Origin of the sequence: Methanosarcina sp. WWM596, assembly GCF_000969965.1 — an archaeon.
In the GTDB taxonomy this organism is placed as follows: Archaea; Halobacteriota; Methanosarcinia; order Methanosarcinales; family Methanosarcinaceae; genus Methanosarcina.
Genome location: NZ_CP009503.1, coordinates 657,628 through 682,243, shown reverse-complemented (window position 1 = coordinate 682,243; position 24,616 = coordinate 657,628). Strand labels below are relative to the sequence as shown.

Below are 24,616 nucleotides of genomic sequence, written 5' to 3'. Positions count from 1 at the left end.
TATACCTATGCCTTATAAGGAGCAGCCATCACCGGAAGGTTTGGGAAACGATGCAGAAAAGTCCATACGATGATTTGAATGACTCGGCAAATTCTTTGAGGCTCTCTGATACAAAGTACAGGCTTTTAGGGCTTCTGATCGTTTTTTTTGCCCTGGCTCTCAGGCTATTTGAGCTTGGAGAGAGAGTTTTCCATCATGATGAAAGCGTACACGGTAGTTTTACCCTTAAACTGCTTGAAAGCGGAGAGTACAGTTATAATCCAGCCTACCACGGTCCCTTTCTTTTCCATTCTACTGCAGTCGTCTTCCATTTCCTGGGAATAAACGATACAACAGCCCGCCTGGTCCCGGTCTTTTTCGGAGTGGCAACTATTTTGCTGCTTTTTTTGCTGAAAAAAGAGTTGGGAAAGAGCGGAGTGCTCTGGTCAATGTTTTTGCTTGCATTTTCTCCAAGCATGGTCTACATATCAAGGTTCTTCAGAAACGATATGATAATTGTTTTCTGCACCCTGGCGGCTGTTATAGGTGCCTTCCGCTATCTTGACAATATCCACAGCTCAAAGAGGTACCCTTACCTTATCCTGACAGCCTCCTCCCTTGCCCTTGCTGTAACTGCAAAGGAAAACGCCTATATTATCATACTTATATTCGGAGCTTATGCCGGGATGGGCTTACTATACTGGATTTACTCAAGCTGGAAGAGGGAAAAACTGAGTTTGCAAAAGACCCTCCTCCGCAAAGCTTCGGTTCTTTTACCCTTCCTCCCTGAAATTCTTATTTCAGGGGTGTTCTCCATTTTCATAATAATGTATTTTTATACAAGCTTTTTCAGGAACGATATTTCCCTTTTCTCAATCGTAAAAAGGGCTTTTACTCACTGGCTGGCAATGCACAGGATAGAGAGGATAGGAGGACCCTTTTACTATTATATCCCCATTCTTCTACGATATGAGATCCCGGTTGTAATCTTTGGAGCTGCAGGATTTTTCCATTTCCTGAAAAATAAAAGGCAGAACGCTTCATTTTTCTTTTTCCTTTGTTACTGGGCCTTTACCAGCCTGCTGCTCTATTCCTATCTCCAGGAAAAAGTCCCCTGGCTCGTCGTACATATCGTCCTGCCTTTCGGGATCCTGGCAGGAGCTTATCTGGGAGAGATATTTTCCCGAAATACCGAATCTGTAGTGCCGGAACAGGAGCATCTGGGAGGAAGTATAAGCCCTCTGACAGGCCCGAAGCCTCCTCTCAGGGTAAAACACTCCGGAAAAGCCCGCAATGTAACAGCAGGGATTCTGGCACTCGCCCTGATAATTTCCCTGAGCCAGTGTATTTCGGTAAATTACTATAGGAGCATGGAGCCAGCAGAACTGATGACGTACACACAGGCTTCTCCGGATATTCGGGAGCTCATGGAAAAAATAGAGGGATTTGACCGAAAGCCTGAAACTCTGAGACTTTACGTGGTTGACCCGAATAAACTGTACTGGCCCCTGCCCTGGTACCTGCGGGACTACGAAAAAATAGGATATACTTCAAAACCTCCAGCGAGCAGTAAATACGATGCTATTATTGTGCCCGCATCCTATGATATGTACAGGGAAATCTCTGAAGAAGAGTACTCCTCTTACAACTTTACTCTACGTCCGGGAAGGGATTTCGCCCTCTATTATAAGAAGAAACTTGAAGTCAACTACCCCTGAGATAAAGACTCAGGGGGTTCCGACTGAAGGTTTATGAGCAGATGAATCCCGATTGCTTCCCAAGTTGAGCCAGAAGCCAGCATGTAAAAACACCTGTATTTACCTGTGAATTAAAAAAAAGGTTCTCGGAGTTAGGGGAAGTATTCTCTCAAACGGGGGACATTTCTTCAGTGGGACATTTCTTCAGTATATTTTCTCTTGATCGCGATACTGGCTTTCAATTTTTTATTTATCGGGACGGAGGACCGGCTGCATCCCCCGAGCGGCGCAGGGAGAGATTTCTGAAAGTCTCCCTTTTTGGACTCGGAATAAATCAACTGATTTCCATAAGCGAACACAAATAATATGTAAAAAGGGGAGAATCCTTAAATAGGAGTTGTTTATGGGCAAAATATCCTTTTTAACAAATAATCTTGCAGGAATGGGCTTCTCTCAAGGAAACAGTAATGAAGAAGGGGGAGGAGGAAAAAAAGGAATAGAGAAACCTCTGGAAAAAGTTTCGGAAAAGGAAGAAGGATTATCCGATACTCTTGGAGAGTTTCTGGAAGACTTTATGCCATCCGAACAGACAGGCGAAAGATTTGAGAGCTGCCTCTGGATAACAATTAAAGAACTCATGACCAGAGACGTGGTCACGGTACGGGAAGACACTCCTATGGAAGAAGTCTTTTCACTTTTTGGGAAGTTCCCCTACCATACTTTTCCAGTAGTGAATGAGAAAAATGAGCTTGTGGGAATCATTGATCTTGACGTCGTTCTTGAAATCTTGCTCTTATGCCTGGTTCCCAGATCAAAACATACCCCTCTTACGGCTATAAGGTCTCTTGGAGGAAAAGCTGGAGACATAATGATTACACACCCGGTGACAATTTCTCTTGACGCTACGCTCAAAGACGCTTCGGACCTGATGATGAAGCACAGGTTTGACCGTGTCTGCGTCAACGATAATGGAAAACTGGCAGGAATTATCTCCAAGAAAGATCTCGTAAAAGAGATTTGCAGGAGAAGAAAAAATCCAGATAAGCTCTGAGAATGGTAAACTCCGAGAAAATGGAAGTTCAGGCAAAGAACAGGAGAAGAAAGTGGAGGACTAACAGCAGTGAGTGCTCTGTTTCAGATACTATTTCTTATTTTCAGTGTGAAAATTCTGGGTGAGGCGTCAGAAAGAGCAGGTTTCCCTTCAGTCATGGGAGAAATTCTTGCAGGCATCTTACTTGGAGTACTTTTTGTTAACGTAGAAACCGTGGTAATCGCTTTCTTTGCTCAGCTTGGAGCTATTTTCCTGCTTTTTACTGCAGGATATAAAGAAGTGCGCTTAAGGGACCTGAAACCTGCAGTATTAGTTGCTTTTGTTCCTACATTTTCACAGGTGGTTTTTGCTTTTTTTTTCGGTTTCGGGCTTGGGAAAATCTTTAATTTCAGTTTTCTTCAAAGCCTCTTTATAGCAGTTGCTTTCTGTCCGACAAGCATAGGAACAGTGCTCAATACTCTTATAGACCAGAACTATCTTTCCAGCAGACCCGGAACAATAATGCTCTTCTCGGCAATCCTTGATGATATTGTAGGGATATCTCTGCTTTCCATAGTGATTACTTTTGCCCGTTTTAACTGCATTCCTTCAGTTCTAGGTTTTCTTACAATTGCAGGAAAAATCCTGCTCTTTCTGCTGATTATGTATATCCTTGGGAAGTATTTTTTCCCCAGGATTTTTGTCTATGCTCAGAAAATGCATGAAAAAGAAGCAGTATTTTCCGTTGTGGTTATTGTAGCTCTTTTTTCTGCCTATCTTGCAGAGTTTTTTGGGCTCCATGTAACAATAGGGGCGTTTATAGGAGGAGTCTTAATTTCGGAAATTCCTCTTGCCAAAATCCAGGACGTACAGAGCAAAGTAGAAGGGCTGGCTTACGGGATATTGATCCCTCTTTTTTTTGCCTTTATAGGTTTTTCAATTGACCTTTACGACCTGGTAAATGCAGGTATTTTGATTCCCCTGATTATCCTCTTAGCCCTCTCTGGAAAACTAATAGGGGGCTTTATAGGATCAAAAGTTATAGGTTTTGATTTTTATGAAAGCCTTATCTTCGGGATAGGAGTCATGCCAAGGGCAGGGATAGAACTTGTGGTGCTGACTATAGGCAGGAGCACGGGGATCATCGGCGAGGAAATATTCTCAGCGATGGTTTTTATGGTAATTATATCCATCCTGATTTCACCTCCGCTTTTGAAGTTTGCGATCCAAACTGAAAGAAAAAATAAGACCGATGATAGGATCAAAGCATGACGGTTTTAATCAGGAATGAGGGACATGAACCCGGTTGTATAATGCAGAGAGCCGGATGAACTCACATCTTTTTTGGTCAGTGGGCTCTCCTTACGTTCAGGTACTTTACAATCTCCATCGAGATGAGTGTGGTGGAAGCTAAAGCCAGTATGATTCCCAGCTCAGAAAGGGAAAGGGGGACTGTCCGGAAAGCAAATTGGAAGAAGGGAATATAAACCACCATCAACTGCAGAATCACCGTAGTCAGAACCGCAAAGACCAGAGCTTTGTTTGTAAAGAGCCCGAGAGAAAAAACCGAATACCTGTCAGAACGCCAGTTGAAGGCGTTGAACATCTCTGAAAAGACCACAAGGGTGAAGATCATAGTCTGCAGTTTCGAAATCGGGAAACCGCTGTCAAGAGCCCAGACTAAAACTATCAGTGCCTGTGAAGCGATAAGCCCTCCTAACCCCATCCCGGCAACGATTTCACGGCGGGTGATAAGCCCTTCCTCAACGTTCCGGGGTTTCTGTTTCATAAGCCCCCTGTCAGGAGGTTCAACAGACAGAGCCATAGGAGGAAGCCCATCTGTAATAAGATTGATCCACAGGATCTGTACGGCAAGCAAAGGCAGCATCTGCCAGCCCAGAATTGCAATGAGGACGATCAGGACTTCCCCGATATGGGCTGTGAGTCCGTAAGTGATGAAATTTTTGATATTTTTAAAAATATTTCGTCCTTCTTCTACTGCCGAGACAATGGACGCAAAGTTATCATCTGTAAGGATCATGCTTGAAGCTTCTTTGCTCACATCGGTGCCTGTAATGCCCATTGCAATGCCCATATCCGCAGCTTTCAGGGCAGGAGCATCATTTACCCCGTCCCCGGTCATCGCCACAACATAGCCCTTCTTTTTAAGAGCTTCAACTACCCTCAGTTTATGGGTAGGGTAAACGCGGGCGTAAACTGAGACCCTTTCAACTTTGTCCTCAAATTCACTCTCTTCAAGGCTGTCAAGTTCTGAACCGGTAAGAGTGAGATCGTTTTCTTTCAAAATTCTGAGTTCTCGCGCAATTGCAGCTGCTGTAACCTTATGGTCTCCTGTTATCATTACAGTCTTAATGCCGGCATCCTCACAGGTTTTGATTGCAGCTTTTGCTTCTTCTCTGGGTGGGTCTCTCATGCCAATTAATCCTGAAAAGACCATGTCTTCTTCGATCTTCTCTGCAGGGATTTCCCCTGAAGAGACTTTTTCAAAAGAGAAGCCTTTTTCATGCGGCCGGAAAGAAAGAGACATAACCCGCAGAGCCTGATCAGCAAGTTCTCTAACCTGCTCGGAGATCTCCTGTTTCTGCTCAGGAGTTAAAGCCTTTATTTCACCGTCGAGAAAAATCTTCGTACACGAACCAAGAATAACCTCCGGAGCTCCTTTTGAAAAAGCTGCAAGCTCGGAATTCAGAAAGCTGCCCGGACTGTCCCCCAGTTTATTGAAAGTGGTCATTCTCTTACTTTCGGAAGAGAAAGGTATTTCCCCAAGCCGTGGATATTTCCGGTCAAGCCCGAATTTTTCAAATCCAGCCTTTGCAGCAGCAACCATAAGAGCTGCTTCTGTCGGGTCTCCTGTAATTTTCCATCCATCTTCTTCTTTATAAAGGTTTGAATCGTTGCAGAGAGCTGCCCCCAGCAAAAGAATCCGAAGATGTATATCGTCCTCTGCTACTTCGGAATCTCCTTTTAGAAATTGTCCTTCGGGATTATATCCATTTCCCGTGACATTGAGGATCTCCCCATTAACATATATTTTCTCAACTGTCATTTTGTTCTGAGTAAGCGTGCCTGTTTTGTCAGAACAGATTACATCTGTAGCCCCAAGTGTTTCTACAGAAGGCAGTTTTCTGATCAGGGCATGCCTTTTAACCATGCGCCTTACTCCGAGCCCGAGCCCTACTGTCACAACCGCCGGGAGGGCTTCAGGTATAGCAGCAACTGCAAGTGCAACGCCCCAGAGAAACATGTCAAGAGGGGGAAAGCCGGAAAGAACCCCGAGAACTGCAACAAAAGCTACAATTAGAAGAGTTGCCCCGCCAATCCATCTGCCGAATTTATCGAGGCTTTCCTGCAGAGGGGTTTTGGACCTTTCTATTGTCCCAAGAAGCCCGGCAAGTTCTCCAAAAGAGGTATTCATGCCTGTTGCCGTGACAACAGCCCTTCCTCTTCCATAGGCAACTGCAGTCCCTGCATAGGCCATGTTCTTCCTGTCAGCTCCAGAAGTGTCTACCGGCAGAGAATCGGCAATTTTCTGTACAGACACGGATTCCCCGGTTAGCGAGGATTCGTCAACTTTAAGGTTGAACTCTTTAATTATCCTGGCATCTGCAGGAATGCGGTCTCCGGTCTGAAGCAGAATTATGTCCCCTGGAACCAGTTCTGATGATGGGATCTTTTTTTCAGTTCCATTCCTTATTACAGCTGCTTCCGGAGACGTCAGGGATTTAAGGAGTTCAATTGCTTTTTCAGCTCTGTACTCCTGCACAAAACCGAGAACTCCAGCAAGAAAAACAGTAAATAAAATCACTATTGCGTCAATGGATTCCCCAAGTAAAGCCGAAACAATGGAAGCAATAATCAGGATAAAAATTAAAATACTTTTAAATTGTGAAAGAAAGAGACGAAAGACAGAGACTTTTTCTTTTTCTTTAAGTTCGTTTTTCCCATACTCATCCAGTCTTTTTTCAGCTTCTCCGGAGCTCAGCCCTTCCTCTGATGTCTTCAGCTCCTCAAAAACCAAGCTAATTTCCTGATCGTAGTACAAACCCTGGTCCTCGTCTTTTTGTAACCCGATATCTCTGCACTCAGTATGTACTGTGCTATAATATAAATGAGTTTAATGTATATATAGCGGTTATACATATCGATGTGCAAAGGGGTTTTTTGTAATTTATAGTTCTACAAGAGCTTTTCCTGTAAAAAAGATTTGGAATTTATCTGTTTCTCTATATAGAAATTATAGAGTTATGAAGCCCAATTCTCAAAATTAGCTTAAAAATTAATGAATAGAGGGAAAAAGTATCCATGAAGATAGTAATAATCGGAAGTGGACTTGCCGGTTTGTCAGCAGGTTACAGGCTCTGTAAATCTAACGAAGTAATCATTTTTGAAAAAGATCCGGATATTGGGGGAATGGCAGCAAGCTACTCTCTGGAACATTCCGGAAAAAAATACTTTATTGAAAGGTACTACCACCATATATTCAGGAGTGATGCGGAACTTCTTGCCCTTATAAAGGAACTTGGGCTTGAAAAGCAGATGCTGTGGCTGGAAGCAAAAAACGCCTATTTCGTGGATGGTAAGAACTATCCCATGAACACACCTCTTGAGATCTTACACTTTAGCCCTCTTTCCATTCTTGACCTGGCAAAACTTGGCCTGCTGGTCTTAAGGATAAGATTGATAAAAGACACTGTATCCTATGATCAAATAAAGGCAAAGGACTGGATAATTGATACTGCAGGAATGTCGGTGTATGAAAACTTTTTTGCTCCCTTGATGAAAAGTAAATTCGGAGACAATGCTGAAAACGTATCTGCTGCCTGGCTAATCGGGAGGGTGAAAATAAGGTCGGATAGGGGAAAAGAAGGAGAAAAACTGGGGTACATGAGAGGAGGCTTTAACTATCTTCTGGAAGCCCTGTCAGGGGAAATAACTACAAATGGGGGAGAGATTCGAACAAATAAGGAAGTAACGGAAATTGTGATCAAAGACAATGCCGTACAGGGAGTAGTAGTGGACGGGGATTTTATAGCCTGTGATGCAGTTATTTCTACCGTAGAACCACTGGTGCTGGATGGGATCACCGGAGGCAAGCTTGAGCTTCTGCATGATTCCCTGCAAAATATCCGTTATCAAGGGACGGCGTGTGCTTTGATAGGGCTTGACAGGATGCTTATGGAAGACGGGAATTACTGGTTAAACATAAAAGCCGATGTGCCTTTTGGAGCTGTAATCGAACACACCAATTATTTGCCTCTTGAAGACTATGGGGAACATCTGGTCTATGTGACGTCCTATTTCCAGGACAAAAAGAGTGCCCTCTGGACTCAAAAAGAAGAAAATATTCTTGATTCTTATCTAAGCGGGCTCGAAAAAATGTTTCCCGAATTCTCAAGAGAATGGGTTCGCTGGACGAAGCTCTACCGCAGAACAGATACCGCTCCTGTATACGAACAGGGCTATCTTAAAAATGTACTTCCTTTTGCTGCAGGCCCATCCGGGCTTTACCTTGCAGGTATGTTCTCCTCAACCAATTATCCGGAAAGGAGTATGAACGGTTCGGTAAAAGCCGGGTTTGAATCAGCCGAACTGCTGACGAAAGAAAAATAAAGTTATGTATATTAATGAGAATATTTAACTCAAAACAATCCCTTCGGACGAACTATTATATAGCCTAAGGGATGATATTATACTGTTTGTGCCTGTAGAACTTCTTTCTGCAAGGCTGCCTGTCTTACCGGATTTGTCACTCATGGGGATTTGGGAGTGACAGATAAAGGAGAGACAGAGAAAACTAAAAAATGTTCTGAATTCTGCCGTAAACCGGCTTTTTGGGGGCACACAGGTCATACCTGTAAGGGGATGGTAGAGGGGAACACACATGTTTTCCTTAAGGTTGAGCTCTCAATAAAGAACCCGCATGCTGAATAGAGGCTGCCTGAGCTTCCAGGAAGGGGTATGGGCGGCATAAAAAATAAAAGGAGTGGTATAAGATGTTATTCATGGACGTTAGTACCTGGGACCCTGAGAATCGCGATAAGATCCTTGAACACTTCAAGAAACTGAACATTCCTGAGGGAATTGATGTCATCAACCAGTGGGTTGACCTTTCCGGAAACCGCTATTACATTCTTTACGAAGCAGAAAGTGCCGAGGCTTACGGAGCCTTCAACCTGCCCTGGTCAGATGTCTGCGTGATTGACAGCGTCCCCGTAATGGAAGCTTCAGAATTCATGCAGCTTCTGCCCAAGTACAAAAAGTAAGCTACAAGGAAAAGATATCAGTTCATTAATCAATTTCTAAAAGGAAGTCGGTGAGCCGGCTGATCGAGGCTCATCGAAAATCTTTATATTATAGTTCTAAAGCAAAGGGACTTATTCAATTCTGTTTTATCAAATTCTATTCTTTAACTCTAAGGCGGGAAGTCCCCTTCCTCGACAGCCGAAGGCTGGTAGGTGGGGGATGAGAGCCATCAACTTCTACAAAACAACAGTAACATAATTATTAATACTTATAGTTACATCAATATAAATATAACTATATAGTAAAAACTGGATCTTAAGGGCCATTTTTTATATTCACCCCATTATCATTTAATTCAGTATGTGAAATATAGGAGAAAAGCTCTAACGAACCCTTTAGTTGTTGATTTTCTAAAAACTAAAATCTATAACATAAGTGAAACATTCGATGTTGAAGTACTGAATATAGAGTGTGACGAAGACTATTTTCACTTATTATTTTCAGCAAAACCTTCGCTTGATATTCCAAAATATATCAACACCATAAAAACAATAACTTCAAGAGAGATTCGTAAAAACTTCCCTGAAGTAAAAACTATGTTATGGAAAGATACTTTCTGGTCAAGATCGTATTTTATCGCATCGACGGGGCAAGTAATCTTTGAAGGACAAGTAACCTTAGATATACTGAAGCAATATGTGGAGAATCAAGGCAAATATGCATCTGACGAAGAAGATAAAGATCAATCCAACTGAAGAAAAGACACGATATGCCTCTTTGGGAAATAACTATGAAATGTGATTGTGGAAACGTTATTGATAGAGATAGAAATAGTGCTATCAATATCATGAAGCGATTCTTATCACAGAATGCTTTGTGGACAGGCTATCAGAGTTTTTCAGATAATCTTCAACAAACAGGATTACAGATGGATACTTGCATCACTGCAAATATCCAGGTGACGTAATCACTCGAAGGAAGTTCCGTCCTCGCTTTCATCAGAAAACAGGGTGGGATAGTTCACTACTCAGCTCTATTTCAAGTCTTTAACATTATGGTTTTTGTTTCCAGATATTCAGAAAGGGCATCAGGTCCATTTTCTCTTCCAAAACCACTCTCTTTAACTCCTCCGAAAGGAACTTCGGGAGCTATCTTCAGATGCTGGTTGATCCATATGATCCCTGCATTTAACTGTTCACATCCTACACGTGCCCGGTCTAAATTTTTTGTCCAGATGGACGCCCCAAGCCCATAACCGACACTGTTTGCCTCCCCTATTGCCTCATCCAGGTCTTTTACCGTCACCACGGGCAGCAAAGGCCCAAAAACCTCTTCTTTCAAAAGTCTGGAGTCTTCGGGTACATCCGAAACAAGGGTAGGTTCAAAGAAGTACCCTTTATCAGAACCTTTGAACGCAGGTACTTTTCCTCCGGTAATTATCCTGCCTGCGCCATTCTCCTCAATTTCGGCTGTGAGCTCTTTTATATAGTCCCACTGATGGCGATTGTTAAGAGGTCCAATATTAGTATTTTTGTCCAGCCCGTTTCCTATTTTTAAGCTCCGAACACCTGTTTCAAGCTTTTTTATGAATTCTTCAGCTATGGATTCAAAAACATACAGCCTCTTGACAGCGGTACAGGTCTGACCGCAGTTGTAAAACCTCCCTCTAAGGGCTCCAGCAGCAGCACTTTCAAGATCGGCATCGTCACACACAAGCATAGGGTCACTTCCACCCAGCTCAAGAGTAACCCTTTTCATCCCGTGGGCTGCAAGTTCAACTACTCGTTTTCCGGTTCGGGCTTCTCCTGTAAAAGAAATTTTTCTTACATCCGGACTGCGAACAAGACTTTCTCCTGCTGTCTCCCCAGGTCCTGTGACCACATTCAGCACACCTGCAGGCAACCCGGCTTCCCCAAGAATAGAAGCAAGGGTAAGGTTTGTAAGGGGAGTGTTACTTGCCGGTTTCAGCACAAAAGTATTCCCCGAAATAAGAGCAGGGGCAATTTTCCAGCCCATAATCAAAGCAGGCATGTTCCAGGGAATTATGGCTGCACAGACCCCGAGAGGGTTTTTTACGGTAAAAGCATACCCATTTCCCGGGACCGGAATGAAGTCCCCTCGCAGGCTGCCTGCAAGTCCGCAGTAATATTCAAGGACATGTGCAAAACCTTCTATTTCGTTTCGGGCTTCTGCAAGAGGCTTTCCCTGTTCTTGCGTAAGCAGGGCAGCAAGCGCATCCTTCCTCTGCCGGACAATTTCTGCAGCTCTGTAAAAAACTCCCCCCCTATGCTGTGCAGATGCGGAAGCCCAGCCTGAGAAAGCTGATGAAGCAGCTTCGACTGCTGAAGCCACATCCTCTTCTGTGCCCCGGGGAACCTGCTCGATAAGTTCACCTGTTGCAGGATTTTTAACATCAAAAAACTCGCCACCGCATGCTTCCACAGCTTTTCCGTTAATCTGCATTTTCATAGCTACCATTATTTGCGAAGACCTATTTTAAACTAACAAAAAATAGTATGACTTTGAGATAATAGTTTAAATGAAAGGGGCGAAGAATACAGCGAGAGTAAAAAGAAAAACAAATTCCTGTTCGACAGAAATATAAGTATATTTACAAATTACATTGTATCAAATACAGGATCTCCTGACATAAACAAAAAAAACGGACTTGTGGGACACTTATCATAAAAGGCTCAAAGAGGCTTCAGAGACTTTTCTGGAGAATAAGAGTGGGACTCCAGATGATTACATGAGGTTAAATACGTCAGGAAAGACATTTTGCAGGATTTGACGTCGGAGTTTACTTTCCGGACTGCAATTTGTCAGTAGCTAAAAGAATAACTTTCACAGGCAGGTACAGAGAACAGTGTCAGATTGCCTTCAAGTAATTTTATGGTTTTTTATTATAGAGATCCTGGGTTTGATTTCTATCCCACTTGCTGGAAATGCTGGAAACAGGCTGGCTGATAGGGGTGCTTCGGCAGCAAAAACTCTGGGAATTATACTTGTTGCCTATTTTTCCTGGATATTCTCTTACATATGGGGTTTTAACCATACTACGATCTTGATCTCATTCCTTGTTCCTTGCCTACTGTCAATTGGTCTTTATCGGAAACAGAAGATTTTCCCCGAAAGAAAAGTTCTGCTCGTCAATGAACTCGTGTTCCTCGCAGGATTCTTTTTTTTCTTACTTGTACGCGTGCACCTTCCGGAAATATACATGCACGAGAAATTTATGGACTTTGCCTTTTTAAATGTAGTAATAAAGACTTCCTCTTTTCCTCCGGCTGATCCCTGGTTTGCAGGCGAGTTTCTGGATTTTTACTATTATTTCGGATATCTTTCCGTGGGCGTTCTGGGAAAACTCAGTGCTGTCAAACCTACCATCCTTTTTAACCTGGCAATTGCCTTTACTTTTGCTCTTTCCTTCAACCTCTTTTTCGGCATCGGGTATAACCTCACTCATGGTAAAATCCGGTATGGACTCCTTACTGCGGGGTCCGGGATGCTGCTTGGAAATTTGCAGGGACTTATAGAATTCGTATCCATGTATGTTCTCAAGGAACAGGTTTCAAGAGGGTATTACTGGAGCAGTTCGAGAGTTATTCCTTTTACGATAAACGAGTTTCCATATTTCACTTTCATACACGGGGACCTGCACCCTCATCTGCTTGCAATTCCGTTTCAGTTGCTTGTACTTGTATTTCTCCTGAATATCTACCTCAGGAAAAGTGAACACACAATATTTGAAAATAGCCTGGCCTTCATTACATTTTCAATAGCTCTGGGTTTTTTGTTCCCCTCTAATTCCTGGGATTTCCCGGTGTACTTCAGCCTGGCACTTTTGGTTATCTTTGCATTTTATTGCGGGCATTATATTCATAATAAAAAATTATTCGGTTTCATTGCAGGATTTTCCAAATCAGTCATTCTTGTTTCTATCTTCAGCTTCCTGCCATATTTGCCCTTTTATCTGTCCTTTAACCCTCAAGCAGCAGGAGGATTTGATTTTGTTGTACCGGAACTCAGGACAACGATTGATAAATTCCTGATCCTTTTCGGACTTTTCCTGTTTTTAACCTTCTCTTTCCTTGTACCTCGCCTGAACTCCAGAAGAAAAATCGGGTTTTTTATCCTATGGGTAGGGGTATCAGCACTTCTTTCTGCTGCATGGTCTATTCCCCTGATTGCGGTCCTTTTTCCCCTGCTTGTCCTTTCTCTGTATTTATTCCTGAAGGATCTTCCGGAAAGAAGCACGACAGGATTTGTATCTCTTCTAATAGCGACAGCCGCCTTCATTGCCCTTCTATGCGAAGTTGTTTTTCTTGATGACCCAATATCAGGCAATTTTGCCCGTATGAACACGGTTTTCAAATTTTACATGCATTTATGGATTTTCCTTGCTATTGCAGCCTCTTATTCGTACTATGAACTTCATTTCCGTTACCGGGGTGAGTCCGAAAATAGAGCTTTTTTGAAGGGGGCTTATATAAAGAAGGCATGGTCAACTGTACTTGTGCTACTAGTTATTTCCTGTGTCTTTTTTCCTGTAGTATCAACCTTTACAAGAATTAATGATACGAATGCCAGGCCCACTCTTGACGGGATAGAATACATGAAGAAACTGGATAGGGGAGATTACAATGCCATACGGTGGATGCAGGAAAATATTAAAGGATCTCCGATAGTTCTTGAAGCTTCTGAAGATGGTAGCAGTTACAGTTACACGTCCAGGGTCTCTGCAAATACCGGGCTCCCCACAGTCATCGGGTGGACAAGACACGAGAGGTTCTGGGGAAGAAACCACAAAGAAGTGGAAAAGAGGATAAAAGATGTTCGCTCGATTTATTGCACTGGCAATGAAAAGAGAGCCCTGGAGCTTATGGATAAATATAACGTAAGCTATGTGTATATCGGTAAACTTGAACAGCAGGTGTATTCCATAAACCTGGATAAATTTGAGAATGAAACCTATTTTGAACCAGTTTATCGGGATACAGTCACAATATATAAATTAAAGAAAGGCACGTAAAAGGGACATTACTTAAAAGGGACATTACGTAAAAGGGACATTACTTAAAAGGGACATTACGTAAAAGGGACATTACTTAAAAGGGACATTACGTAAAAGGGACATTACTTAAAAGGGACATTACGTAAAAGGGACATTACGTAAAAGGGACATTATAATTGTCTGTTTTTCAGAGAAAAAATGGCTCAGGCAAAAAAAACCAGATTATTATCATAAATGTTAAGAGGTTGTTCGCATAATCAGCGTCTCGGTAGTTCTGCCCGCTTATAATGAAGCCGCCAGAATAGAAAATACGGTCTCGATAACAGCAGAGACTCTTTCAAAGATAACTGATTCCTTTGAGATCATCATAGCAGAGGATGGGAGCACGGACGGTACGGACCAGATAGCTTTCCAGCTTTCGGAACAGTACTCTTATGTCAAACACCTGCATTCCGAGGAACGACAGGGCAGGGGAAGAGCCCTGAACAGGGCTTTTAAGGCAGCCTCAGGAGAAGTGCTCTGCTATATTGATGTGGACCTTGCAACAGATATGAGCTATCTGGAAAAACTGGTCAGAGCTGTAAGTACGGGTGGCTATGATTTTGCCACCGGTTCGAGAATAATACCCGAAAGCGATGCAAAAAGACCTTTCAAACGGGAGTTTGCAAGTAGAGGATATAACTCCCTTGTGCGGCTTCTTTTGCATTCAAAACTCTACGACCACCAATGCGGTTTCAAAGCTTTCAGGAGAGACCCTCTTTTTGATTTGCTCGATGAAGTTGAGAATCAGCACTGGTTCTGGGACACCGAATTGCTGGTCAGGGCTCAGCACCGGGGGTATAGGGTTCTGGAGTTTCCTGTCTACTGGAGGCATGGAGAGTCAAGTAAGGTCAATTTCGTAAAGGATATTCTTGGAATGGGATCTGAGATTTTCCGCCTGTGGTGGGAACTTTTTTTTCCGGGGCTTTTTTCTGGGAAAGGAAAGCTATTTATTACAGCTTCTCTTGCCCTTCTGATTCTTGCCCTTGCTGCAACCTTTCTGGGCGCTTCCTCTGTTCTGGAAAATATCAAGCAGGCGTCTCTGAGTACCCTGGCTCTTGCTTCTCTTGTTTACTGCATTTCCTGGCCGCTCCGAGGGATCCGTTTCCAGCAGATCCTTAACAGACTCGGAAACCACTACGGACTTGGCTTTCTTACGGGGAGCATTTTCATCAGCCAGTCTGCAAATGTGATCCTCCCTGCACGAATAGGAGACCTGAGCAGGATGTATATCCTGAAAAAAAGTAAAGATCTTGCCTTTACAACGAGCCTTTCCTCTTTGACCGTAGAAAGGGTCTTTGACATAATTGCAATAACTTTCATTGCCGCACTTGCTTCTTCAGGTGTAACTACGAGGTTTGAAATTGCTTCCTGGATGGAGTCCCTGATCAAATTCTCAGGGCTTGCAGTTCTCTTTTTCTTTATAGCTCTCTTTGCATTATCTTTCAGAGAAGGCCGCATGACAAAGAGTGGGGGGAAAAAGGCTTCTGTGATTTCTTCTGGCGAACCTCTCCATAAAATAAAAGGATTTGTATCTACTTTTGTTCACCAGATAAGCGTTGTTGCTGTCCGTCCCGGGGCGTTTCTTACAGTGGTTGCATCCTCCCTATTCATATGGGGTATGGATATCCTTACCTGTTTTCTGGTTCTGAAAGCCTTTCCGACAGCCGGGGGAGATATGTCTTCAGCGTTCACCATCTCCCTGGTCTTCCTGGCAGTAGCCCTCGGGAACATTGTAAAAACGTTTCCAATCACTCCTGGAGCTATAGGAACATATGAAGTAGCCCTTACTGCAGTGTTCGGGCTTGGAGGAATCAGGCCAGAACTCGGGTTTACAGTCGCCGTGCTTGACCACATAATAAAGAACTCGATCACATTGCTTGGAGGCGGGCTCGCCCTCTCGGGACTCGGGCTCAAATGGAGAGAAGTTCTCTCAACGAATACCGACACGCTGAAAGGGATGTGATAACTTGAAACAAAAAATCCGCAAAAAGTCTGAGTGGAAGAAATGTTCGAAAAAAAAATAATAGAAGTTAGGGATGCCTATTCCCTTCCGGAAGATGTGCTTGAGGCTGTTCATACGGCACTGAAGGAAGATGTTGAAGAAAGCGTTAGCCTGTTTAAGGTTCTTGCAGATTCGACCCGCCTGAGAATTCTTAAAGCCCTCGAAATCCAGAGCCTCTGCGTCTGTGTCCTTGTTGAAGCTACGGACCAGAAGCACTCTGCACTTTCTTACCATCTCAAGCTCTTAAAGGAAGCAGGGCTCGTGGATTCAAGGAGAGAGCGCAATTTCCAGATCTATGACCTTACAGAATTCGGAAACCTGCTACTGAAGCACATTGAAAAACATTTTGAAAAAAAATGACCGAAGAAGTGGAGGGACTTTCTACAATTTAATGTGTAGGAGCCCCATGACACTAAAAAAATAATAGAATCTGTATATAGATTCGTATCCCTGAAGGATAAGATTACATTTTGTCGTTTGAGGCTACCGTAGTGAGCTTTGAGAATTTCACTCCTTTAAGGGCCATTATAGCTTCAGCAAGCTCTTTAATTTCTTCACCGTCCCCATCCAGAACGATTACTTCAAAACAGTTATCATGATCCAGGTGAATGTGCACGGAGGACTTAATCAGGGAAGAGTAATGGTGCTGGATGTCTGCAAGGGCGTTTGAAAGCCCACGCTTTGTGTGGTCATATATGACAGCAATAGTTCCGACACGATGACCTTTAATGTCACCCATCCATTCGTAGTAAGAAATGTAACTCCTGATGGCGTCCCTTATGCCTTCCGAACGGGAAGAGTAACCTCTTTTTTCGATAATCTCATCAAATGTGCTAAGAAGGGTGTCGGGCAGGGAGACCCCTATCCTCATAAGTTCTGTTTCCATCGAATCACCAAATAATTTGTAATTTATCCGAATGATAATACATTAAGTTATTGTGAGTATTACTATATATGTTTTTTTCACTTGATCATTAATATAAAAGAGTTGTACTCATATGATAATTCATCCCTCAGTATATTAATGTTTGGGAATTATCAAACTTAGCATATATGAAAGGGTCAAAACGTCCATGCAAAAATAAAAGAGACAAAAATAACTAAAAAATAAAAACAAAAGGAAAGAATTCAAAAAAAATAAATAAACTCCACAGCGAGAAGAAAAAACTGAAGTAAAAAAAGAGATTAAAAACTAAATTACTTTATTAATCTGCCCTCGTATCCAGTTATCGTCTATCTACAAGCCTCTTCGGTCTTCCCTTAATTTTGTACAACTCAAGTCCTCCGGGACCCGTGAAGTTGAAAAGGAGCTTGAAAGTCCTGTCTTCATAGGCTCTGGAAAGGGGATGCTTATATTTAAGGAAAGAACTGATGAAGTTTTCCTTTATAAGATCTCTGTCACAGGCATCAGGGTTTTCGCATTCCATACTGACCCTCAGTACGGTTTCTCCCTCATCTTCCCCTCCATAGAGAAAAGCTTCATACTCTCCTGTTAGATAATCCATGTTTCCACTCTGGAATACACCCCTTTCTACATCAACGCGGTTAAAAGGAGTACCTTCAACCCAGACTGTTTCTGCCTCTCTCTGGGGAGTGAGGATTTTCATGTGGGTCCTGCCGCAAGAGCACGTTTTGCGCGTAAGAACTACAGTAGTGTCATCGGTATCGTAGTTTAAGAGAAGATTCCCTGCCTTTGCCCCAACAGGCAGAAGCGTGCTCAGGATAACTCTTCCACACTCCCCATCAGACACGAAACTCTCCAGGTGCGGGTCGTAAACATCAAGATGGACAAAATCCTCAGGAACATGCAGCCCTGTAATATCACTGCATTCCCCGCACATCGTCCCTTCCGTGCTCCCGTAGGTGTTGTACACAGGGCAACCCCAGATTTCCGAGAGATAGTTTCTTGACTCATCAGCAAAGGCTTCACCTCCCACAACCAGTTTGTTTATGCCTGACTGTCGGGGGTCAATACCCTCAGTTTGCATTCTGCGGGCAAGGTTCAGGAGCTTGAATACACTGCCTACTATGCCTGTAGGCCTGTATGTTTCAATAACACGCAGGGGAAAAGTGCACTTACCCTCAGGGATAATGCTCATGCCCAGCTGTCTGGCAGCAAGGGTCATGGTGTTTGCCCCCACATTCATGCCGTAGGAAGCACAGACAACGACCCTATCTCCGGGCCCGAAGCCCTGAGACCTAAAAATCCGGGCGTATTTTTCTGCATAGCGTTCCCAGTCCTCCCAGGTAAGGAAAAAGCTCTTTGGGGTCCCACTTGTACCGCTAGTCTCATGAATGGTGAAAACATCTTCCCAGCCTACGCTCCTGAACATAAAATCCTTCATCTCAGGAGGCTGGTTTTCTCGGATAGTCTTTCCAGATATGATTGGAAGTTCAAGGAGGTCCTCATGGGCTTTGATATCTCCGGGGCTTACCCTATGTTTTTCAAACCATTTTCTGTAAAAAGAAGAATTTTCAGCTGCATATTTTACCGTATATTGCACACGTTCCTCAATGAGAGCATCGAGTTCCCCCCTGTCCATGGTCTCGATTTCTGAATTAAAGTAAGGTTTTGAGTTCTCCAATATAAAACACCCCGGCTGTAGCTCTTAACCATGCAAAAATCTGTTATCCATATGAAAACCTATTATTAATTGGCTTCAAATATGAATTTGGTCTTCAATTATGAAACAGTTTTGGGCAGGGGATTGTCAGGAAGAAAAATTATAAGAGAGATTTCGGGTTGGGGGCTGAACTGTAAGAAAAACGGCTGTGTAAAATATTAAATACTCCATACTGCATCTCAACCCCTGGAAAAAGTTACTGACATTGATTTATAAAAGGTAAAAAAGGAAAAAAATTTATTTTTAAACTTATTTGTCCCCAAAAGGCACAAGGTATACGCCATCTGCCCTTTTTTGTCCCTTTACCAGCTCACAGTGCCTGAGGAGTGCAAACTGGTTTTCGGTTTCCCGTGAGGATATCCCAAATTTTTCTGCAATTTCTTCCTTTTTTGCCCCGCCCCGGGAAACAATGAATTCATAGATGGCTTTTTGCAGGTCTGTAAGACCGTCAGTTCCTTCAAGCCCGGCTTCTTCCCTGAAGATTTTTTTGGAGCGCACTGCCCAGGGGTCACATGCCTGGATTTTATGGTGGCTCTCTATATAACAGTCCTCACATAGAACCTTGCCATTTTCTTCGTAAATGTCTTCTTTTTCCAATTTACACCCACATGCCTCACATTTGGCAGGGCTGGTTATTTCTTCTGTCATCTTGTATCCCTCCAGAGTTTCAGACATCCATTTCATCCAGAATTTTAAGAACAACTACTGACCCGTAAGCTACGGCAGGTCCTCCGGCCATCACTATTGCAGTGCTTACAGCTTCCATAATCTCTTCCCGAGTCGCTCCCATTTTTACAGCCTCAGGAACGTGCTTCCAGAGACAGTATTCACAGCGCAGGGCAACTGCAATCCCGACCATCATTATTTCTTTTGTTTTGGCGCTTAAAGCCCCGTCCTTGACAACTTCGGAATGAAGCCCCATAAGAGCTTTCATAACTCCCGGGAGTTCCCCGGCCATTGCTTCCGTCCTTTCATTCATATCAATTTTTTCGGTCGTTTTATCACTTCCTGCATTCAGAAAACTTAAGGTACCCAAAATATAATGAATAATTTACGAATCAAAAGGCACCATGTACATTTCTTCTCCCATTTTTCTCCACTTTAAAAGCTCACAGTGTCTCAGTATTGCAAGCTGGTTCATGGTTTCCTGCAGTGTAAGCTCGAAAAGCTTCGAGATCTTTTCAGGGGTTGCACCCCCTTCTGTAAGGATAAAGTCATAGAGCTCCTTTTGGAGCTCCGTCATTCCCTCTGAGCCTTCAAACCCGTGCTGTTTTCTGAAAAGTTTCTTGGAACGCACTGCCATGGGATCTGCAAACTTTATTTTCTGGTGTCCTTCCAGGTAACAATCCTCACATATTGCCTGCCCGTTCTCTTTTATAGATTCGTCTCCCGGTATTTCCTTCCCGCACCCCGGGCACGTTATAAAATAAGCTATTGATTCGTCAAGTTCCCTGTTTCCGGCTTTATTCGTTTTTATAAGGTCGTGAAACTCCATATAACCCACTATTTCGTAAACAGTTGACCTTGATAACCCATATACGGCTTTTGCTTTTTTTATCACATCTCGAATATGGAATCCCCGGTCTATATGGGCTTCTTTTATACATTCAAGTACCCATATTTCCTCTTCATTCAGCACAAGAGTCATTGAAGTCCCTTAGATACTTATTCTCTCAAGAATTAACATTTTGAATGTGAATTGCTTCAACACCTGACTTTATTCCTATAACATCTTTTCTTGAGTTATCGAATAGTTTTCTTGTATTCCGTTTTTGTCTCTCTCCCTTTATGATTTAGTAGTATTAATAGTTATCGGTAAATATATATAAAAAGATTGTCTCATCCACGAATCATAATAAAATATAATAAGTCCTCAAAGAAAGTTGAGATAATCCTCAAAGAAAATCCAAAATTTATGAGTTTTAGGGGAAAGTTCCATGTGAGTTTCTGAAGCATACAGTCAGACCGTGCACTCACACTTTGCACTCACACTTTGCAATCAGACCCTGCAATCGCACCCTCTTTCTTTTAAGATCCGGACCTGTTCCTCATAGGTAGTCACAAATTCATTCTGTACAGCTACCCCTGTTGCAAGGGCAGGGTCCAGGGGAGTGTGGTGTTTATACCCTCTTTTTGACATCTCTTCTACAAGGGCTTCATGTCTCAGGTAGAGGGCCTTCAATTTCCCCTTCCAGCGCAGGGTCTCAGGATGGTGTGCATAAGCTTTTTTGTTATTGGTAATTATGGACCACAGGGCATGCAATTCACGGTGTTCCCCGAGAAGGTGCTGCCTGCACATTTTTTCAGGAGGGATGTCCCAGATTCTCATATGATGAACTTGAAGACATTTCAGAAAGGTCTTTCGGCAGGAAAATATTTAAAGGACTGAAAAAGTTTTTTCTGGCCTTCAGAAAAAATACCGATTCCCGTATCTGTTACTGAAAAAAGAGCCCTGTTTCCGCTTTTATTAGAGTGGACAGGTACCTTGCCCCCTTCCGGGGTAAACTTGATTGCATTGCTTACAAGATTATAAAAAATTCACCTCTTCGAAAACCGAGTCAATAGAAAACTCACTGTAGTGAAGCTCCGTTTTTCCAGCTTCTACTTTTGAGAGGTCAAGAATATCGTTTATAACAAAATATATTAAATTCCTCAAGACAGTGTCCCGGATCACCATTTAAAGAATCTAACTGCCCAGTTCACGTTTTTTCTCAGGAGATATTTCCTCAGTTCATCGATCCCAAGGAGGAAAACCGCAAAAGGAACGGCAAGTAGCATATACCTGAGGTCAATGGGAGTGGTATTGAAAATAAGGTTAGCAAATGGATGCCAGATAATGAGAGCAAGAATCAGAAATTCGCTTGCAATTCCCAGGAGAACCGGGCGGTTGCTGAACAATCCCATTGAGAAGACAGACTGAAACCGAGTTCTTGAAGCAAACACATTAGCGATCTGGCAGATAATCACAGCTGAGAAGAAAGCGGTTATTGCCTGCATATAAAGGGGATTAGTGTTTGCAAGCTGCTCCCCGAAAATCCAGCCCCCTTCAAAAAGTACGGCAAAATAACAGAAGAAGCCTGCAGCAGCCTCTATAGGTCCTTTTACTCCGTAAGATGTCAAAAGCACCTGAGAGGTTAATAACTTTTCATCCCTTGGTCTGGGAGATCTCTTCATAATATCTCCCTCTCCTTTTTCCACCCCCAGAGCAATGGCAGGAAGGATATCAGTTCCGAGATCAATTGCCAGGATAAGTTGGACAGTCATGGGAAGGGGAATGGAAAAAAGAACAAAAGCTATAAATGGGAGGATCTCGGGGATGTTGCTTGTGAGGATGTAAGCAATAAACTTTTTTATATTATCAAAGACGGTTCTGCCTTCTTCCACAGCATTTACTATCGTGGCAAAATTGTCGTCCAGAAGCACCATGTCTGCAGCCTCACGAGCCACATCCGTGCCGCTGCCCATAGCGACCCCCATATCGGCATTCTTGATCGCGGGAGCATCATTAACCCCATCTCCGGTCATGGTAACGATCTCTCCTTCTGCCTGGAAGAGCTGTACAATTTTTAATTTCTGTACAGGAGAGGTTCGGGCAAAAACAATGCTCGGGTTTTTGAGCCGTGAAGCAAGCTCTGTGCGGGAGAGGGATTTAAGCTCATCTCCGGTAATAATCTCAGGTTTTTCGGAACCTGCAAGTCCTACATCTCTGGCAATGGACTCTGCGGTAACCGGGTGATCACCTGTGATCATAACAACCTTGATTCCTGCTGCATGACATTTTGCAATAGCTTCTCTCGCTTCAGGGCGTGGAGGGTCTACAATCCCGATGAAACCCAGGAAAATAAAATCTCCGGTGTACTCTTTCTCCTCTTCTGCCTGCCTGAACGCAAGGGCAATTACCCTTTCTCCCTTTTCTGCCAGCCTTAGATGCCTATCTAGAAGCTCTTTTTGCCCGGCTTCATCCAGTTTTCTGGCCTCTCCGGACTCCAGAACCGACCCGCACATCTGCACAACCACTTCCGGAGCGCCCTTGAGGTATACCTCAAGTTTTCCTTCGGGAGTTCGGCAGACAACTTCCATGCGTCGGGTAAGGGAATCGAAAGGAAACTCTTCCTGTCTCGGATACTCTCGCTGGAGGTCTTTTACATCTACGAAACCATTCGCAAAAACAAGAAGCGCACCTTCTGTCGGGTCGCCGGTATATCCAGGGGCCGATTCATAAAGTTTTGCGTTATTGCAGAGCCCTGCCGCCCTTATGAAAACCGGAGGGATCTTTTTCGGATCCCATCCGGGATTTCCTGTAACAGAAACTTCTTTTGCGCCTGAGTCAGTACCGTTCTGCGCAAGACTTTTTTTTGTACTTTCTTCTGTATTCTGCCCTGCAACGCCTTCTTGAGGAATGGAAGGTTTTTCCGGCTCCAGAGTTTCAAACCCTGCGATAAGCGAATTTACTGCCATCCTGTTCTGAGTCAGGGTCCCGGTTTTATCCGTACAAATCACGGTAGTCGAGCCCAGGGTTTCTACAGACTCAAGCTGCTTTATAAGGGCATTTCGAGAAGCCATTCTCCGAGAAGCAAGGCTGAGAGCAAGCGTAACGGTGGGCAAAAGCCCTTCAGGAACATTGGCAACAATGATTCCTATGGCAAAGATAAGGCTTGCAAGAAAGATATCCTGGAGAAAAAATGCAAGCAGGAAAAAGGTAATTCCAAGAAAAATCGCAATTGCTGAAATAACCTTTATGAAATGGTTGAGTTCTTTTCGGATAGGAGTGTCCACAGAGATGGTCTGCTCCGTAAGCACTGCCAGGCTTCCGATCTGGGTATCCTGCCCGGTACCGAAAATAATGGCTTTACCGTTCCCGCTCTGTACAAGAGTTCCGGAAAAGACCATATTCCGGCATTCCAGTATATTCTCATGTGTACACTCGATAGAGCGCAGCTGCGGCTCCGCTTCTCCGGTCAGGGAGGAATTATCGACTTTCAGAGAATTGGTCTCAATCAAACGCCCGTCTGCAGGAACCTTATCTCCTTCTTCAAGAAGGATGAGATCCCCCACAACAAGCTCTGAAGCCAGAACATCCTTTACCTTTCCGTCCCTGAAGACTTTTGCATGAGGTGGCAGAAGCTGCCGGAAGCTTTCCATTGTCTTTGCAGCCTGGTACTCCTGCACAAACGTGAAAGTTCCGTTAAGGACAACGACCCCGACGAGAGCAATTCCTATATATAAGTTTCCCTGCCCGGGATCAAGGTATTCGCCAAGAAAAGATAGAATAGCCCCTACAGTCAACAGGATAGAAAAAAAGTTACGAAACTGCCGGACATATCTCTTAAGTATGCTTTCCTTTCCGGCTGCTTCGAGGACATTTGGTCCGCATTTCTGGAGCCTCTGGGTAGCTTCCTGCTCACTGAGCCCGTTTTCTGTGACTTCTAGCCTCTGTAGAAACTCTGGAAGAGAAATTAGATGTTCATCCCCCTGTGGGAAGCATAGTTTGTTTCTGTTTTCAGCCGAGTCCTTTTCCATCGAATCCCCTATAGTTTAATGTGACACAAGAATAAGAAACTTAACATTACACGTCCACCGAATTTCTTAAAACAAATCCAGAACAGTCAATTATCTGAGGTCTGTCTTTAATAGAAATTCTATCAGCTCCAGATAACCGGATAATTGAGAGAACAAAATACGGGAAAGGCATTTAAGAAGATAAGAAGCCGGATAATGCGGTTAAAATTTATTACTGGATTTATCAAAGAAAAGACAAAAAAAAATTCCCGACAATTAGCTTTTATAATTTGCTAACTAAAAAAATATCCGTATCCAGCTCAATTGAGTAGCTAGAGAATTATTTTTACTGCCATTATTCTCACTCCTGCTCAGGCGAGACAAAAATGGTGATTCAGAAAGTGCTATCTGTCCCCGTTTATCAGAAAAAGTTGCAATTTTTTAATATATTTTTAACTCTGGGCA

The 24,616-nt window shown here is 43.3% G+C and carries 21 protein-coding genes; 11 read left to right on the top strand and 10 right to left on the bottom strand.

The window, feature by feature from the left end; translation table 11 throughout:
* Positions 1 to 50 precede the first annotated feature (50 nt).
* The 3 genes from MSWHS_RS03000 (at position 51) to MSWHS_RS02990 (ending at position 3,978) form a co-directional block, all read left to right on the top strand.
* Positions 51 to 1,697, top strand: a complete 1,647-nt coding sequence (locus tag MSWHS_RS03000; RefSeq protein ID WP_048125927.1) for a flippase activity-associated protein Agl23 — start codon at positions 51 to 53, stop codon at positions 1,695 to 1,697.
* Between the two features lie 382 nt (positions 1,698 to 2,079).
* Positions 2,080 to 2,727, top strand: a complete 648-nt coding sequence (locus tag MSWHS_RS02995) for an HPP family protein (protein ID WP_052722543.1) — start codon at positions 2,080 to 2,082, stop codon at positions 2,725 to 2,727.
* Between the two features lie 69 nt (positions 2,728 to 2,796).
* On the top strand, positions 2,797 to 3,978 hold the full coding sequence (locus MSWHS_RS02990; protein WP_048125925.1) for a cation:proton antiporter: 1,182 nt from the start codon (positions 2,797 to 2,799) through the stop codon (positions 3,976 to 3,978).
* A gap of 76 nt (positions 3,979 to 4,054) precedes the next feature.
* Here MSWHS_RS02990 and MSWHS_RS02985 read toward each other — a convergent pair whose 3' ends face one another.
* Complete coding sequence (locus MSWHS_RS02985; protein WP_052722542.1) at positions 4,055 to 6,769, bottom strand: cation-translocating P-type ATPase; 2,715 nt, start codon at positions 6,767 to 6,769, stop codon at positions 4,055 to 4,057.
* 260 nt (positions 6,770 to 7,029) lie between these two features.
* On the opposite strand from MSWHS_RS02985, the gene MSWHS_RS02980 reads away from it, so the two are divergent.
* The 5 genes from MSWHS_RS02980 (at position 7,030) to MSWHS_RS02965 (ending at position 9,937) form a co-directional block, all read left to right on the top strand.
* Complete coding sequence (locus MSWHS_RS02980; RefSeq protein ID WP_048125920.1) at positions 7,030 to 8,337, top strand: NAD(P)/FAD-dependent oxidoreductase; 1,308 nt, start codon at positions 7,030 to 7,032, stop codon at positions 8,335 to 8,337.
* Between the two features lie 156 nt (positions 8,338 to 8,493).
* On the top strand, positions 8,494 to 8,658 hold the full coding sequence (locus tag MSWHS_RS19955) for a hypothetical protein (protein ID WP_156151184.1): 165 nt from the start codon (positions 8,494 to 8,496) through the stop codon (positions 8,656 to 8,658).
* Between the two features lie 62 nt (positions 8,659 to 8,720).
* The gene (locus MSWHS_RS02975) at positions 8,721 to 8,990 is read left to right on the top strand and encodes a DUF3303 domain-containing protein (protein ID WP_048125918.1); all 270 of its coding nucleotides are present in this window, start codon (positions 8,721 to 8,723) and stop codon (positions 8,988 to 8,990) included.
* Positions 8,991 to 9,278: 288 nt separating this feature from the next.
* Positions 9,279 to 9,725: an IS200/IS605 family transposase gene (tnpA, locus tag MSWHS_RS02970; RefSeq protein ID WP_048158733.1), complete on the top strand. Its 447-nt coding sequence runs from the start codon at positions 9,279 to 9,281 to the stop codon at positions 9,723 to 9,725.
* A gap of 14 nt (positions 9,726 to 9,739) precedes the next feature.
* Positions 9,740 to 9,937 carry a zinc ribbon domain-containing protein gene (locus tag MSWHS_RS02965; protein ID WP_048125913.1) on the top strand — a complete coding sequence of 66 codons (198 nt, stop codon included), beginning with the start codon at positions 9,740 to 9,742 and terminating at the stop codon, positions 9,935 to 9,937.
* 71 nt (positions 9,938 to 10,008) lie between these two features.
* Here the strand turns inward: MSWHS_RS02965 and MSWHS_RS02960 are convergent, their stop codons facing one another.
* Positions 10,009 to 11,448 (bottom strand): aldehyde dehydrogenase, encoded by a 1,440-nt coding sequence (locus MSWHS_RS02960; protein WP_048125911.1) that lies wholly within the window; start codon positions 11,446 to 11,448, stop codon positions 10,009 to 10,011.
* A gap of 388 nt (positions 11,449 to 11,836) precedes the next feature.
* On the opposite strand from MSWHS_RS02960, the gene MSWHS_RS02955 reads away from it, so the two are divergent.
* The 3 genes from MSWHS_RS02955 to MSWHS_RS02945 all read left to right on the top strand — a co-directional run bounded on the left by MSWHS_RS02955 (position 11,837) and on the right by MSWHS_RS02945 (position 16,388).
* Positions 11,837 to 14,002 (top strand): DUF2298 domain-containing protein, encoded by a 2,166-nt coding sequence (locus tag MSWHS_RS02955; protein ID WP_048125908.1) that lies wholly within the window; start codon positions 11,837 to 11,839, stop codon positions 14,000 to 14,002.
* 235 nt (positions 14,003 to 14,237) lie between these two features.
* Positions 14,238 to 15,989: a flippase-like domain-containing protein gene (locus tag MSWHS_RS02950; protein WP_048158732.1), complete on the top strand. Its 1,752-nt coding sequence runs from the start codon at positions 14,238 to 14,240 to the stop codon at positions 15,987 to 15,989.
* 42 nt (positions 15,990 to 16,031) lie between these two features.
* Positions 16,032 to 16,388, top strand: coding sequence for a helix-turn-helix transcriptional regulator (locus MSWHS_RS02945; protein ID WP_048125903.1), 357 nt, complete (start codon positions 16,032 to 16,034; stop codon positions 16,386 to 16,388).
* A gap of 103 nt (positions 16,389 to 16,491) precedes the next feature.
* Here the strand turns inward: MSWHS_RS02945 and nikR are convergent, their stop codons facing one another.
* The 8 genes from nikR to MSWHS_RS02910 form a co-directional block, all read right to left on the bottom strand.
* Positions 16,492 to 16,914, bottom strand: coding sequence for a nickel-responsive transcriptional regulator NikR (gene nikR, locus MSWHS_RS02940; protein ID WP_048125900.1), 423 nt, complete (start codon positions 16,912 to 16,914; stop codon positions 16,492 to 16,494).
* 340 nt (positions 16,915 to 17,254) lie between these two features.
* Positions 17,255 to 18,613, bottom strand: a complete 1,359-nt coding sequence (ftsA, locus tag MSWHS_RS02935) for a coenzyme F390 synthetase (RefSeq protein WP_082088014.1) — start codon at positions 18,611 to 18,613, stop codon at positions 17,255 to 17,257.
* A 288-nt stretch (positions 18,614 to 18,901) separates the two neighbouring features.
* Positions 18,902 to 19,300 (bottom strand): LIM domain-containing protein, encoded by a 399-nt coding sequence (locus tag MSWHS_RS02930; RefSeq protein ID WP_048130186.1) that lies wholly within the window; start codon positions 19,298 to 19,300, stop codon positions 18,902 to 18,904.
* Between the two features lie 19 nt (positions 19,301 to 19,319).
* The gene (locus MSWHS_RS02925) at positions 19,320 to 19,631 is read right to left on the bottom strand and encodes a carboxymuconolactone decarboxylase family protein (protein ID WP_048130185.1); all 312 of its coding nucleotides are present in this window, start codon (positions 19,629 to 19,631) and stop codon (positions 19,320 to 19,322) included.
* Positions 19,632 to 19,703: 72 nt separating this feature from the next.
* On the bottom strand, positions 19,704 to 20,300 hold the full coding sequence (locus MSWHS_RS02920; protein WP_048125898.1) for a hypothetical protein: 597 nt from the start codon (positions 20,298 to 20,300) through the stop codon (positions 19,704 to 19,706).
* A gap of 351 nt (positions 20,301 to 20,651) precedes the next feature.
* Positions 20,652 to 20,981, bottom strand: a complete 330-nt coding sequence (locus MSWHS_RS02915) for a pyrimidine dimer DNA glycosylase/endonuclease V (RefSeq protein WP_048125896.1) — start codon at positions 20,979 to 20,981, stop codon at positions 20,652 to 20,654.
* A 20-nt stretch (positions 20,982 to 21,001) separates the two neighbouring features.
* Positions 21,002 to 21,163, bottom strand: a complete 162-nt coding sequence (locus MSWHS_RS18835; RefSeq protein ID WP_231585700.1) for an ATP-binding protein — start codon at positions 21,161 to 21,163, stop codon at positions 21,002 to 21,004.
* 159 nt (positions 21,164 to 21,322) lie between these two features.
* Positions 21,323 to 24,172, bottom strand: a complete 2,850-nt coding sequence (locus MSWHS_RS02910; protein ID WP_048125894.1) for a cation-transporting P-type ATPase — start codon at positions 24,170 to 24,172, stop codon at positions 21,323 to 21,325.
* Positions 24,173 to 24,616: the final 444 nt, after the last annotated feature.